The 14,591-nt window shown below is 29.4% G+C and carries 10 protein-coding genes; 4 read left to right on the forward strand and 6 right to left on the reverse strand.

The window, feature by feature from the left end:
• Positions 1–7 precede the first annotated feature (7 nt).
• The 4 genes from ACYPV9_RS10640 to ACYPV9_RS10655 all read left to right on the forward strand — a co-directional run bounded on the left by ACYPV9_RS10640 (position 8) and on the right by ACYPV9_RS10655 (position 3,991).
• Complete coding sequence (locus tag ACYPV9_RS10640) at positions 8–2,485, forward strand: M14 family metallopeptidase (protein ID WP_459743581.1); 2,478 nt, start codon at positions 8–10, stop codon at positions 2,483–2,485.
• An 82-nt stretch (positions 2,486–2,567) separates the two neighbouring features.
• Entirely contained in the window at positions 2,568–2,924 is a 357-nt protein-coding gene (locus ACYPV9_RS10645; RefSeq protein WP_459743762.1) for a hypothetical protein, read from the forward strand.
• Between the two features lie 2 nt (positions 2,925–2,926).
• Positions 2,927–3,292 (forward strand): YchJ family protein, encoded by a 366-nt coding sequence (locus tag ACYPV9_RS10650; protein ID WP_459743583.1) that lies wholly within the window; start codon positions 2,927–2,929, stop codon positions 3,290–3,292.
• A 48-nt stretch (positions 3,293–3,340) separates the two neighbouring features.
• Complete coding sequence (locus ACYPV9_RS10655; protein WP_459743585.1) at positions 3,341–3,991, forward strand: peptidoglycan-binding domain-containing protein; 651 nt, start codon at positions 3,341–3,343, stop codon at positions 3,989–3,991.
• Between the two features lie 69 nt (positions 3,992–4,060).
• On the opposite strand, the gene ACYPV9_RS10660 is transcribed toward ACYPV9_RS10655, so the two are convergent.
• The 6 genes from ACYPV9_RS10660 to ACYPV9_RS10685 all read right to left on the reverse strand — a co-directional run bounded on the left by ACYPV9_RS10660 (position 4,061) and on the right by ACYPV9_RS10685 (position 14,540).
• Positions 4,061–5,479, reverse strand: coding sequence for a T9SS type A sorting domain-containing protein (locus ACYPV9_RS10660; protein ID WP_299061460.1), 1,419 nt, complete (start codon positions 5,477–5,479; stop codon positions 4,061–4,063).
• A gap of 376 nt (positions 5,480–5,855) precedes the next feature.
• Positions 5,856–7,280: an MFS transporter gene (locus tag ACYPV9_RS10665; RefSeq protein WP_299061463.1), complete on the reverse strand. Its 1,425-nt coding sequence runs from the start codon at positions 7,278–7,280 to the stop codon at positions 5,856–5,858.
• 5 nt (positions 7,281–7,285) lie between these two features.
• Complete coding sequence (locus tag ACYPV9_RS10670) at positions 7,286–8,782, reverse strand: glycoside hydrolase family 30 protein (protein WP_459743588.1); 1,497 nt, start codon at positions 8,780–8,782, stop codon at positions 7,286–7,288.
• A gap of 7 nt (positions 8,783–8,789) precedes the next feature.
• Positions 8,790–9,800: a glycoside hydrolase family 2 TIM barrel-domain containing protein gene (locus ACYPV9_RS10675; protein WP_459743589.1), complete on the reverse strand. Its 1,011-nt coding sequence runs from the start codon at positions 9,798–9,800 to the stop codon at positions 8,790–8,792.
• 15 nt (positions 9,801–9,815) lie between these two features.
• A complete protein-coding gene (locus ACYPV9_RS10680; RefSeq protein ID WP_459743764.1) occupies positions 9,816–11,084 on the reverse strand; it encodes a glycoside hydrolase family 17 protein in 1,269 nt (422 codons plus the stop codon).
• A 21-nt stretch (positions 11,085–11,105) separates the two neighbouring features.
• Positions 11,106–14,540, reverse strand: coding sequence for a hypothetical protein (locus tag ACYPV9_RS10685; RefSeq protein WP_459743591.1), 3,435 nt, complete (start codon positions 14,538–14,540; stop codon positions 11,106–11,108).
• Positions 14,541–14,591 lie beyond the last annotated feature (51 nt).

Consider the following 14,591-nt stretch of genomic DNA (forward strand, 5'->3'; position numbering starts at 1 on the left):
CACTTACATGAAAATCAAATCTATTGTAGTTGTTCTTATTTTATTATCTGGAACACTATTTTCTCAAAAAATTAAATCTCCAAAAGAATTTTTAGGTTACGAAATTGGCGCTCGTTTTACAAGACACCATAAAGTTATAGACTATTTTAATTATGTTAGCAATACTTTATCAAATGTAAAATTAGAAAAATATGGCGAAACAAACGAACACAGACCTTTATATGTTAGTTACATTTCATCAGTAGAAAACATTAACAATTTAGAGACCATCAGAAAAAATAATCTAAGTCAAACGGGGGTAATTTCTGGTAATTCTAAAAACGACGTTGCAATTGTATGGTTAAGTTACAATGTACATGGTAATGAAGCTTCTAGTACAGAGGCTGCAATGTTAACCTTATATGAATTGGTTACTTCTAAAAAAGCCTGGTTAGAAAATACAGTTGTTATTCTAGATCCTTGTATAAATCCAGATGGTAGAGATCGTTATGTCAATTGGTATAATCAAGTTAAAAGCACTCCTTATAATGTAGATCAAAATGCTACAGAACATTCAGAACCATGGCCAGGTGGAAGACCAAATCATTATTTATTTGATTTAAATAGAGATTGGGCTTGGGCAACACAAGTAGAATCTAAACAAAGAATTAAGGTTTATAATAAATGGATGCCTCATATTCATGTAGATTTTCATGAACAAGGTATCAACAATCCGTATTACTTCGCTCCGGCTGCAGAACCTTTTCATGAAATTATTACTGATTGGCAAAGAGAATTTCAAACACAAATTGGTAAAAATCACGCAAAATATTTTGATAAAGAAGGTTGGTTGTATTTTACAAAAGAAAGCTTCGATTTATTATACCCGAGTTATGGTGATACATACCCAACATATATGGGTGCAATTGGTATGACCTATGAACAAGCTGGACATGGGCGTGCAGGTTTAGGTATAAATACAGATGAAGGTGAAGTTTTAACACTAAAGGATAGAGCTACACATCATTTAACTACAGGTTTATCTACTGTAGAAATTTCTTCAAAAAATGCTAAAAGGCTAAATTCAGAATTTAGAAAATTCTTCAATAATGCTAACTTAAACTATAAAAGTTATGTTCTTCAAAATGAAAATGAAGATAAAATGAATGGTTTAAAAGAGTTATTAGATACCCATGAAATAAAATATGAAAATGCTAAAAATGGCTCTGTAAAAGGATTTAGTTATGCGACTCTAAAAGACGCTAAGTTAGACGTTAGTAGTAAAGATTTGGTTATTCATACAGATCAACCAAAAGGTAAAATGGTAAAAGCTTTATTTGAGCCAAATGCTAAATTGGTAGATTCTTTAACTTATGATATTACTGCTTGGTCTTTACCGTATGCACATGGTTTTAATGCAATTGCATCTAAAAATAAAGTAAGCTCTTTAACTAATAATACTAAAAATACAATTGTAAATCTTGAAGACAAAAGTGCTTACGCTTATGTTTCTAAATGGAATAGTCTTGAAGACGCATCTTTTTTAGCAGATTTATTAAAGAATAACATTGTACCTAGATTTGCTGAAAAATCTTTTTCAGCAAATAATATATCTTACGATAAAGGAACTTTAGTAATACTTAGAAATGATAACAGAAACATAGATTTTGATTCTATAATTGTAACAATTGCAGACAAACATCAACGTCAATTAACTTCTGTTGCAACTGGTTTTTCTCAATCTGGTGTAGATTTTGGTTCATCAGCAATTAAACCAATTAATAAACAGAAAATAGCCGTGGTTTCTGGTAAAGCAACTTCATCTTTAAGTTTTGGTGAAGTTTGGCACTTTTTTGAAACCCAATTAGAATACCCAATTACTAACATTAACTCTAATAATTTTGGTTATACAGATTTAAGCAAATACGATGTAATAATCTTACCAAGTGGTTATTACAATAGTATTTTAAATGATTCTACTTTATCTAATTTAAAAAAATGGGTAAGATCTGGCGGTACATTAGTAGCAATAGGAAATGCCTTAAATAGCTTTGCAAATAAAGAAGGTTTCTCTTTAAAAACTAAAAAAAATGCTGAAGAAGTAACGAATAATAACTTAATTCCTTACGAAGAAAGAGAACGTAAAAGTGTAGCCAACTTAATTACAGGAAGTATTTTTAAAAGTACTTTAGACAATTCACATCCGTTAGCTTTTGGTTATGATAAAGAATATTATTCTTTAAAATTAAGCGGAACTTCTTATAGTTATTTAAAGAAAGGTTACAATGTTGGTTATTTTGATAAAGATTCTAACAACGTATCTGGTTATGCTGGTAGTAAAGCTGTAAAAAATGTACCAGAATCTTTGCTTTTTGGAGAGCAAACCATGGGAAGAGGAAGTATTGTTTATATGGTTGATAATCCTTTATTTCGATCTTTTTGGGAAAACGGAAAGCTATTTGTAGCCAATGCCGTTTTTCTATTAAACTCCAATCAATTAAAATAAATTAATAAAAAAAACCACTCAAATTGAGTGGTTTTTATTTGTTAATCAAGAAACATTTACCTTTGTAATCTTAATAACAATGATGCAAATAGAAGATTTAGTTGGTGAATATCAAATAATAGGTAAAAATCAAGATAATACTGAAAACACCTATAAAGGCATTTTAAATTTAAGCTTATTAAACAACAATAAACTTAAAGCCGTTTGGCTAATTAATAAGAGCCAACAACAATTTGGCGAAGGTTTTTTTAAAGATAATATCTTGGTTATTAATTTTGAATATCAGGGTGATGAAAACAATATTTACAAAGGAACAGCTGTATACAGGTGCCTATCAAAAGATATTCTAGATGGTTTTTGGTCTGAAGAGTTTGGTAACCCAAATTATTTAGGAGAAGAAAGGTGCTTTAGAATTAAAAAAAATGAAATATTAAATTAAGTATGAAGTGCCCTTGCAATCCAAATAAATTATATAAAAATTGCTGCAAAAAAACTCATGATAATATTTTCTCTGCAGAAACATCAGAAGAATTAATGCGTTCTAGATACAGTGCTTTTGTGTTGGGTAATATAAATTATTTACATAAAAGTCATCACAGTACAACAAGATTGTCTAATAGAGAGTATAAAGAATTAAAGAAATGGACACAATCTGTTGATTGGGTAAAACTTCAAATTCATAATTCTACGGATAATAGTGTAGAATTTACTGCATTTTTTATAGAAAACGGAAGTTTAGAAACAATTAAAGAACATTCTATATTTTGTATTGAAAATAATCATTGGGTATATTTAAATGCAGTTTAAGTAGAGCTATTTTATTACTTTTGCATACCTAACTACAACTTATTTTTTATGAAACAAATTATCATTTTTTTGTTGTTAATTATTGTTATTTTAATTGGCTACGGAAAATACAATCAGTACAAAAGATACAACTCACCAAAGGTTAATTATACATCTTCAAAAACTGTAGATTTAGAACATTATAACCAAGATATTGTTTTAAAGTATTATGAGTCTGTAGAAGAACTTAATAGTTATGTTATGCTACAATGGTCTGCAAACAACATAGATGTAAGAACGCCAGAGGACGATGATAATAAAACCAAAATTGCTGTTGAAACCTATGCTAAAAAATTAGCCGTTGTTAAATATTATGAAGATATTTTATCTAAATCTTCGGAATTAAAATCGAAAGGATTAACAAATAAAGAAATTGAATTTTTAGATAAAAACGGTATTGATTTAAAAACCTACAATAAAAATCTTTACAAAAATAAGTTAATCACGTTATTTAAGAATACTCCTCAAATTAAGTTTGGAAGCAAACATCCAATTGTTTTTGAAATTCAAAAGATTTTAATAAAAAAAGGATACAAACTAGAATTAGATGGTGTTTATAAAAAAGAAACTTTTAATATAATTAAGAATTTTGAAACTAAAAACAATTTTTTATCAGATGGTGTTTTAGACCTTTTAACTTTAGAAGCACTTTTAAAATAAATATTTATAAAGAAAAAAACGTCTAGAAACATTAAAGCATCTAGACGTTTTTAAAAAAATAATGAAACTCTAATTTTTCATAAACTTTAAACTACCAACAGCATTATCTATTGTATATTTAATCATGTAAACTCCCTTACTCAAATTTGATACATCAATACTTTTTGATTTTTCATTTATTTGAATATTTTTTACTTGTTTACCTAAAATATTATAAACACTAATTTTAGAAATTATATTATCCGAAGAAATATTTAAGTAATTATTTGTAGGATTAGGATACATAGAAATGTTTAATAAAGAATCTCTATCTACACTTGCTACTGCCGCATTAGAGCTTAAAACAACACTACCTAAACTAGCTTCGTTAGACGGATTACCCAAAGCACCTTTTACAGAAAAACCGTATTGAATTATAAAACCTGCTTGTAACTCTGCAGCTAATGCCGAAACAGAGAAAGAAGACATGCTACTAGTTAATGTTACATTCTTGTTTACAACTGTAGCATAACCATTATTAGGATCTAAAGCTTTTATAAATGCAACAACTGTATAACCAGCATCGATTGTATAACTATCAATATTTGCAGAAAAAGTTAAATCTGAATCTGCCAATCCGTTATTTTCTACATAAGAACTTGCTTCTATATATTTATTTGGTGTTGTTGTATTATCAAACCAAGATGCATTTGTGTTTTCTGCCGACCAAATAGCAAAGTTTGGTTGTAATGTTACCGTTGAAGCTGCAACAGTAGTTTTTAAATTTGCAACATCATAAGAAAATCCAAAAGCATAACTGTCATCCGAAGTATTAAATGCATTTACATATCCATTCCAAGTTTTAGAACCATCGATAGTTACACCATCATTAGTTGCATTTCCAGAATTATCACTCGCATTTTCAGTAACTACAACACTACCTAATGATGCTTCATTTGCAGGATCTCCTAATGCACCTGTGACAGAAAAACCATATTGAATTATAAAACCAGATTGCAGTTCTGCACCTGTTGCAGATATGGTAAAAGAGCTCATTCCGTTTGTTAAAACGATATTTTTGTTAACCACAGTTGCATAACCATTATTTGGATCTAAGGCTTTAATAAAAGCGACAACTTTGTATGCAGAATCCATGGTAAAAGCATCTAAATTTGCAGAAAAAGTTAAATCCGAACCTGCTAATCCGTTATTTTCTACATAAGAACTTGCTTCTATATACTTATTTGGAGTTGTTGCATTATCAAACCAAGATGTATTTGTATTTTCTGCCGACCAAATAGCAAAGTTAGGTTGTAATGTTACTGAAGAAGCTGCAACCGTAGTTTTTAGGTTCTGAACATCATAACTAAAACCAAAAGCATAACTATCATCAGAAGTATTAAAAGCATTAACATAACCACTCCATGTTTTTGAACCATCAACACTTACAGTGTTTTGAGCAAATCCAAAAGCAGTTATTAAAAGAAGTAATAAAGTAATTTTTTTCATGTGTTAATTGTTTTTTAGTTAATTAATCAATATTAACTTAAAATATTTAACAATCCTTAAAAAACACCACAACAAAAAACATACATCATAAAATAATAATGATTTTATTATCAAATAACCACAAAACCAGTAATAATAAGAAAAATTAGAAACAATTTATTTATTGACTAAAATAAAATAATAAATAAAATCTTGTTGTATAGGTAATGTATGGTTTTAAAATATCTTACAGCAAAAATAAAATACAGAAAACAAGAATTAACAATTAACAAATTAACTATATAACAAGCAGTTAAGGTATTTTTCAAGATATAAAACTAGATACAAATATAATTATGTTGTGCTACAAATACCTTAAAATAAGCCACTAAATTGGCTATGTATTGCTATTTCTTTTATCTAACTCAGCTCTTATAAGCAATGTTTTTTCTTCTGTAACATCATAATTTCTCATTACGTACATTGCTGCCAAAGTTCCTAAGATTGGTAATCCCGAAAAGAAAATTCTTAACCCAAACATTGATTCTTCAGTTTGAATAGCCGCACCAGATTCAAAATTTACAAAAGTTAAAATTAATCCACTTAATAAACCTGCAATTGCTAATCCAAATTTAACCATCCACCAATAAATTGCGCCAAAAATACCTTCTCTTCTTTTATTTGTATTTAACTCGTCGATATCAATAACATCAGAAGTCATAGACATCATCAAAGTAAATAAACTTCCAATACCAAAAGAAAAGAATGGTAACGCAAACAAAAACATATATGGTTTACCCGGTATAAATAAAAACCAAAGTAGTATATACCCAACTACAGAAATACCTTGAGAAATTAAAAATGCTTTTTTCTTACCCATTTTTTTAGACATTTTAGCTACAATAGGTATTACTAAAAAAGTAGTTACTATTGCACCAACACTTCCAAATAAAGTGGGCCAAAGACCAAAATTAGATTCGTTTCCAGCAAATAAGTAATATTTAATAATGTAGTAAGAAAAACCTGCAATTGTATTGAAAGCATTAAATATTAAAAAAGTTGCAATACATAATTTTTTAAAAGGTTCAATTTTTAAAGCAGCTCTAAAACCTTCTATTATTTCATTAAAACTACCACCGATATTACCTAATGTTAAAGACGAGTAATTTTCATTTAAAGTTGACTTACTTTTGATAAAAATTGCAGGTACCGCAGCCAAAAAAGCACAAGCTATTGCTACATATATTGCTAAAGATCTAGTTGCAACATCGCCAGACGTAAATAATGTTGTATCTGCCATTAAAACCCAAAACCAAGGAGCAATTACCCAAGCCCATTGCCCAATTAATTGCGCTGTCGCCATTATATTTGTTCGTTCATGAAAATCATCACTCATTTCATAGCCCATAGCAACATATGGAACACTAAAAATGGTTAACCCTAAATAAAAGACAAAAGACCAAAGTAAGAAATACGTAAAATTATAGTTTACAGAGTTTGATGTATACATTTGCCACATCAAAGCAAACGAAACACCCATTATAATTGCACCAATTAAAACATATTGTCTTCTTCTACCCCATTTTGACTTAGTGTTATCTGAAATAAACCCCATAATAGGATCTGTAATTGCATCAAAAATTCTAGGAAGAAAATATAAAACACCTAACATCCAACCAGGAAAACCCAAATTTTCTACTAAAACCACAGTAAAAATTCCTAATACTGCGGGAAACATTTGATTTGCCAACATCCCTAAACCAAAAGCAACTTTTTGTCCGAAAGAAACTTTTTTCTTTTTTAATAAATTAGTTGATTCCATATTTTTTAGATTGCGGGAATAATAATTGTTTGAATTGCTTGTGCATCAATTTTTATAGATACCGATTTCTCTAAAAAATTTAAAGTGAAACTTTTTTGATTGAAGCCTTCATTAAAAACTACTACAGCAATAGAATCATCTGGATTTTTGGCTGCTATTACTTGTAAATCTTTATCAGAATTTGTAACTTCTATTATTACAGCTTCTGGTCTTATGTATTTACTAAAATGAGCTAAAGTGTAGTATATTGGTGTAAAATACACTTCGTCTTTCTCTGGATCTACAATTACAGGTGCAACACACCAATTCTTAAACCAATTGGGTCCGCCTTGTGTATCTAAAACCATATTCCAATCTACCCAACCATCTACATAATTATTTAAACAACCAATAATATCTCTTGCATATCTATTTACAGGCGCGTATTTTGGGTGTAAATGTCTATCTTTTTCAGAAGCCCAATCCCAACCCCAATCTGTTGCTTCTTTAGACCAATACCATAAATCATCTTTCCATTTTGGCACTTCAGAATCTACACAACCTTCTGTTTCTATTAAATATTTGTTTGGAGATTTATGATGAGCATATTGCAAAGCCTCCGGAAAAACCTCGTACGTGCTTTCGTACCAGTGAATTGCTGTTCCGTCAAAATACTTAGCGCTTTCTTCGGTTTTATACATTTCATCTACCCACTCTTTTAAACCTGCTCTATTTTGATCGTATCCTAAAATCTTAACATCTCCTTTGCCTTCATTTTCTAATTTTGGCCCTAAATAATTCTGAACAAAATCCGTCATTTCTTTTGGTGAATAATGCATGCTTTCCCAATTATTACCATTTCCATGCGGTTCATTTTCTACGGTAAAGCCCCAAATATCTATTCCTTCATTCTTATAAGCATCCACATATTTAGAAAAAAACAAAGCCCATGTATCATAATATTTTGGCAATAATTTACCACCAACCCAACTATTATTATCTTTCATCCAAGGTGCAGCAGACCAGGGAGAAGCAATAATTTTAAAACCATCCTTAGAAATCGCCATTGCATCTTTAATCATAGGTATAATATCATCTTTATCTTCAGCAACAGAAAAATGTTTTAATTCTACATCGTCTGCGACTGGTGTATAAGAATAATTTGATAATGAAAAATCACATGAATTCATATGAGTTCTGGTAAGAGAATATTTAGCACCTGATTCTCCGAAATAGGCTTCTAAAATCTGATTTCTTTTTACTTTGCTCAATTTATTTAACAAATACGCAGATGACTCTGTAAAAGAACCTCCAAAACCTGTTATCGTTTGAAACTTCTTTTGATCGTTAATTTTTATTGTTGATGAGTTTTTGTCTCCAGAAAAAGGTTTTATTTTAGAAAGTTTATTTCCTCTTGCAGAAGTTTCAAAAATTTTTACATCTAAAACTTCTTGTTTTTTTCCGCAGCTTACTATCATCAAAATTGACATAAATAATAAGATGTTTTTTAGATCTATTTTCATAATATTTTTATTTTTTATCTAAAGATGAATACACGTTTTTCACAATAGAAAAAACCTCTTTTTTCTTTCTATTAATATCTACTATCCCCCAAAATTCTTCGTTGGGCGAACCGTCGTATGGCACACCAGAACTATTAGGAGCCCAACCGCCAATATCTTGTTGATTATTATTACCGGCTTTCCATAAACCATCTGTAAAAGAAAACAATGTTACACCGTTACCTTTATCTTTATTCGCTACAATCTTGCTTAAAATTTTTGAAGTAGCTGCGGCTTGTGCCTTCTCGTTAATTCCTTTTTCAAAACCATCTTTAGCAATTGTCATATAACTATCACTTCCTGCTTCTGATAAATACATAGGTTTAGAACTAATTTTTTGCCATTGCATAAAAATTTCTTCCGGATTATCCCATCTATAAACATTCATCCCCCAAACATCTATATTTTTACCCTTTTCATATGCAATAGCATCTGGCAACTCACCATGAGCCGTTGCTACAGGATGATTACTATCTATTTTATGAATTGCTACTGCAGCTTTATCCATAACGTTATACCAATTTAAAATATCACCATCAAACCATTCTGGATGGTAATTGTATTCATTCCCCAACTCCCACATTAAAATTGCCTTATGATTTTTAAATTTCTCTATATAATTTAAATAAGAGCCCGAAAACAAATCATTTTTACCATCTTGTTTATATCCAAAACCAATAATTACTTTAATACCTGCTTTTTCCAATTTATTTAAAATTGCAACCTCTGCAATAGGTTCATATACTCTTATAGTGTTTATGCCTGCATCTTGCATTAATTTTAAATCTTGATCTATACTTTTAAAACTTCTTTTATTGCTTCCTTTAGGAACCGGATGATAGCAAATTCCTTTAATAAAATAAGGTGTATTATTTACTAAAATCTTATTTTTTGCCACACTTACAACATCAGTTTGTACCTCTTTATTACAAGTGGTAAAAAGTAATATCGATAAGAAAATTAATACGTAATTTTTCATTTATAAGTTTAGTATTTAGGGAAGTAAAACCGCCTCCATTAATTTTTGCTTATTCCCGTTATAAGACTTTATAATTGGTAAATTATTTCTTGTTAATGATTTAAACACATTTTTATCTACCAATTGCCAAAGCGCATATTTGGCCTCACTTTTATTATTAATTAACCCAAAGTGATTTTCTGATCCATCAGGATTTTCGGCATCTTTCCATTGCTCATCAAAAGCTTCAAAATAAAAACAAGTAACTCTATTACTACTAGACCATTCTCTTATAGATTTATAATATAAGGCTTGCTTATATTCATCGGTTGCTTTAGATCCTTTAGAACCATAAAAACCATTAGAATTTGTTGCCCAACCAGTTTCGCCTATATGAATCGGTTTTTGAACACCAAGGCTTTCAACATATTTTTTTACATTTTCATATTGATTAATCGCATATTTTGTAGCTTTTTTCATCAAAGAGTCTATTTTAACTTCTTTAATTTTTTCGAAACTTTTATCATTATAAACTTTCCAAAAAACAGGATTATAATGTGTATCATGCATTGGATATGTGTGCATAGAAATAAAATCTACAGCTTTAATTAATTGTTTTAAATCCTTTGTATGGTAAGCTGTATCACCACCACCCCAAGAGGCAAAATTATCTGAACTTGTAACCCAAAGTTTACTCGGCAACTCGCCTTGTTTCTTTAACTTTTGAAGATAATTGACCCATTTTAATATCACTTTGGACTGAACATAATAACTTGTCGCCCATTTTACCATTGCCTCATTACCAACAGAAATAATTTTTACAATTTTTGGATATTTCTTTGCCAATGTAACAGCTGTTTCTATTTCAATGGTATTTCTATCACTTTCTTCAAAATGATTAGGAGCTTTATTATTACTCCCAAAAGCGTTTTTGCAATCGATCCAAGCACCCAACATTACATACATTTCAAAACCATTTTCTTCTTGTTTAAGTTGATAAATAGCTTCTAACAAATTTGCCGCTTGCTTTAAATGAACATTATACGTTCTTAAAACTTTAATGTTCATTGCAGACAAAATTTTTAAATCATCTTTTAGTTCTTGAATTGTAGGCTGAATATCTCTTGATTTTTGTCGATATCCGCCATATGAAATAGCTAAATACTCTGCATTCCCTAGAATTTCTGATGCAGACAAATTTCCATCTTCAACCTTATTCTTAGTTGCATTACCTTTACATGAAATGATAAAAAAGAGCATAATTATCCACACAAAATAAAGGACACTATTCTTCTTTTTTATCATTTCCATTTTTATAATACTTTATTAAAATGACACTCTAATACTTGTCACCTCATTGGTTCTTTTGAATAATTTCGTACTAACTTTTTGAGTTAACTCTAATTTTTTAAAAACATCTTTTTCGCCATTTTCATAAAAAACAATTACATTTTTAGTTCCTGATTTCTCATAAACTATGGGTACTTGGCAATACGTAAAACTCAATTGATTTTCTAAAACTTTAATTGATTTTTCAACACCAGAAACTGCGACGTAATTAAAAAGCTTTTCTTCTGATAAAAATTCTGAAGATTTTAATAAACGAGGATTAAAAACAATTTTCCCATCCTTAACAAAAACCCCTAATTCACCGAATCTACTTAAAATATCTTCCTTAACTTGACCTGTCATACCTGGTTGTTGCGCTCCTTTACCAGCAGGTGTATGAGAATAAGCATCCGTAGGAAATGCACCATATAATTTTGGAGATTTGTGCACTCCAATTCCTGCATTTATTTCATAATAATGATCTAAAAGTCTTCCAATAATAGCTTCATCTTCATTATTTCTTACTGCCAATAAGCAGTTTTCTTGCACAGCAACTAATAATTTAGAAACCATGTGCCAATAAATTGAACCTAAACCTTCGTAACCAAAAAATGTACCTGAACGACCTGTAAATGATTTATGATCAAAAATATCTTCAAAAATTGCAAAAACTTTAGCTGAGTCTTTATCCATTAATTTTTGGTACTTTTCTTTTGATAAATTACCTAGAGCTTCTTTTAAGCTATTTGCATTATTAAAATTACCGTTAAAATGATAATTTCCTAAAATATCTTTTTCAATAATTTCTTTATTATTCTCTTTTACTAAAGCAGATAATAATTCTGAATTTTCAACACTGTTTTTAGCGATGTTATTCTTCTTTGTAAATCTTGGTAACTCTTTATTTGGATATAAAATGTAACTGTACTGATCTTCTCTAAAAAGCGCACTGTTTTTTAATCCATCTAACAAACTAAGCGCTTCTTTTGGTGATAAATAGCCAGAACTTAAAACAGCAACCTGCCCTTCTAACATTTCAGACAGATAAGAAATTGATACCTCTTCTTTGCTTTCTATCGTCATTAAATTATAAGCATGAAACATATTATCTTTACGCTTGTTTGCTCTAATAGAATGTTCTAAGTACTTGTTTGTAACATTTATAAATGCTAATAAATCTTCTTTAGATATAGTTTTTTTTGTTGCAGAAAATCCATTTTTATAAATATCTAATCTGTATTTACTCGCGGGTTTGCCTAAACCATCTAACACTGTTTTTCTTTCTTTATCTGTAAAATCTCTAGATAAAATAGATTGATATTTATTTAAAGTAGCTAAGACTTCGTTGAACAAAGTTTGTAATTCAGAAGAAATATTTACTTCAGAAATTGAAGATTCGCTTACTATATTCTCGTAAAAATTTAAGAATCTGCGTAAATAATAAAGTGTAACCATAGAAACACCATTACCTACCAAAGCGTTATTGGCATCGTTCCATTCTGGTCGTTGGGTATTCAACCAAATACCTGCTTCTGGTATAAAATTAGAAACCTTTGCTAAAACTGTTGCTAATAATTTTTCTATTAAATTAACCTTATAAATTTCTTTATTTTTAACTTCTAAAAGCGCTCCATCTGCACCAAGTTTACTTCTTTTATTATCTATTTCTGCATTTAATTGGTAATCAAAATCAATTGTATCTTTCGGATTTTCTAATATTTCTTCGTAAGATTTGATTTTGTATGGCACATTTGCATATACAAAAATATCCTCTGTAAATAATTTTGTTAATTCACTTGGGTAATGTTTCTCGATAAACTCTAAAAACTTAAGCAAATAAATAATTTGATGATCACCCCAATAACCAATATAAGACCAAGGGTCGTGCTCTTCTATAACTTCCCAATCGAAACCACCTTTTGTAACTCTGTAAGGATTATAACCATCAAAAGTTGTTGCATTTAAAAACTTATGAATCATACTCTCGATAAACTCCGGATAAGAATGCGCTAAGGCCTCCCAATTCTGAAAAATATCACGCCAATTCCCCTCATAATCTAAAACTTTAGATCCGTCAACTTCATTTTTCGTATTGATAGAAAATTTGTTCCAAGGTCTACTTGGGTCTCCGTGTCTTCTACTAAACTTTAATGGTAAATACTCTAAACATAAACGCTTAAAATCTTTATCTGAGCTCGAATTCGCAATCTTTTTTACTTCGGATAAGTTAAAAACAGCAGTTAATTTATTTAATTCAGCTTTATTATCTTGAAACACATTCTTATTTGCTTTTTGTAAATAGTTGATAAAATCTTCTTTTTCGATAGTATAATTATCGTCAAAAATTCCACCTCTCATTATATTAAAAAGCGTATTAGAAAAGTGTCTTGTATTCACTAAATCGTCTTCTGTTAACTGTAAACCGTCTGCGGAAGCCGTTAATTTTATTAAGTTCTTTGTACCTAAATCAATATCATCTTGCAATAAATTTTCTACTGCAGTTTTAGATTTTATTATTTCAGAAATTTCTACAACATCAGCTACAGATTGATTTACGTTAGCAACTTGCAACCATTTTTTTTCTGAATTAGAAGGTAAATTGAATTCGAAAGCAGTTAAATAAGCACCTTTTTCTGCTTTAATTGCTGTTTCTTGCTCTAAAGCAACACCTCTTCTAAAGTTATTAATTTGTAGTGATGATAGTAAATAAGTAGGATTGTTGATACCTAAAGACCATACAATGTTTGCTTTTAATGCTTCACTAGGTTCTGCTTTATCTACAATAATTGCACTTAAAGCATAAATACCTAAACCAACATGTTCTTCTAATTCACATTTTTTATAAGCATCTGCCAAATTACTAACATTTGCTTGTAAATCTGACCCAATACCAAACGGAATTATATCTTGAAAACCATCTAGAGCTTCAACATTTATATTGGTTTTAGCATTGTTTACTAGAGTTGCTTTTCTAACAAAACCAAACTTATCACTAGAATTCCATTCATACTTAAAAGTTAATTCTAAATCGTTATTAATTTCTTCAAAAACAATTTTATTACCAAAAGTATTCTTATAAATATTTCTTGTTATATCATACAAACCGGCTTGTCTATCAGAAAAAGGTTCCCAAAGTTTTGTGCTTTCTTGCTCTTTTATTCTAAAAATAGTTTTACAACCTGTTGTTTCTGCTAACGCTGTAATTTTATCGTCTGTATAATACGGAAATAAAGCATATTGAGCATTTTTTCTACCAGCAGTTAAACCACCATTACTCGATACAAACATCCAATGGTTCGAGTCTGACACAATGGTCATAAAAAAAGGACGCATTGTATGTGTGTTTTCAATCTTATAAAAAGACTCTTTTTCTATAGTTACCAATTTTCCGTTATTAGTTACTATTGGCTTATCTTTAAAATCAGTACTCATTGACTTTATTTTTATTTTATTATTTTAAAAAATTGATATAAAAATCTTGCA

The sequence above is a fragment of the Polaribacter sp. OB-PA-B3 genome (assembly GCF_054589375.1).

Bases quoted from the DNA above. Each gene is read 5' to 3' on its own strand.
- ACYPV9_RS10640 (WP_459743581.1), top strand. From the start codon at position 8: ATGAAAATCAAATCTATTGTAGTTGTTCTTATTTTATTATCTGGAACA.
- ACYPV9_RS10645 (WP_459743762.1), top strand. From the start codon at position 2,568: ATGCAAATAGAAGATTTAGTTGGTGAATATCAAATAATAGGTAAAAAT.
- ACYPV9_RS10650 (WP_459743583.1), top strand. From the start codon at position 2,927: ATGAAGTGCCCTTGCAATCCAAATAAATTATATAAAAATTGCTGCAAA.
- ACYPV9_RS10655 (WP_459743585.1), top strand. From the start codon at position 3,341: ATGAAACAAATTATCATTTTTTTGTTGTTAATTATTGTTATTTTAATT.
- ACYPV9_RS10660 (WP_299061460.1), bottom strand. From the start codon at position 5,479: ATGAAAAAAATTACTTTATTACTTCTTTTAATAACTGCTTTTGGATTT.
- ACYPV9_RS10665 (WP_299061463.1), bottom strand. From the start codon at position 7,280: ATGGAATCAACTAATTTATTAAAAAAGAAAAAAGTTTCTTTCGGACAA.
- ACYPV9_RS10670 (WP_459743588.1), bottom strand. From the start codon at position 8,782: ATGAAAATAGATCTAAAAAACATCTTATTATTTATGTCAATTTTGATG.
- ACYPV9_RS10675 (WP_459743589.1), bottom strand. From the start codon at position 9,800: ATGAAAAATTACGTATTAATTTTCTTATCGATATTACTTTTTACCACT.
- ACYPV9_RS10680 (WP_459743764.1), bottom strand. From the start codon at position 11,084: ATGATAAAAAAGAAGAATAGTGTCCTTTATTTTGTGTGGATAATTATG.
- ACYPV9_RS10685 (WP_459743591.1), bottom strand. From the start codon at position 14,540: ATGAGTACTGATTTTAAAGATAAGCCAATAGTAACTAATAACGGAAAA.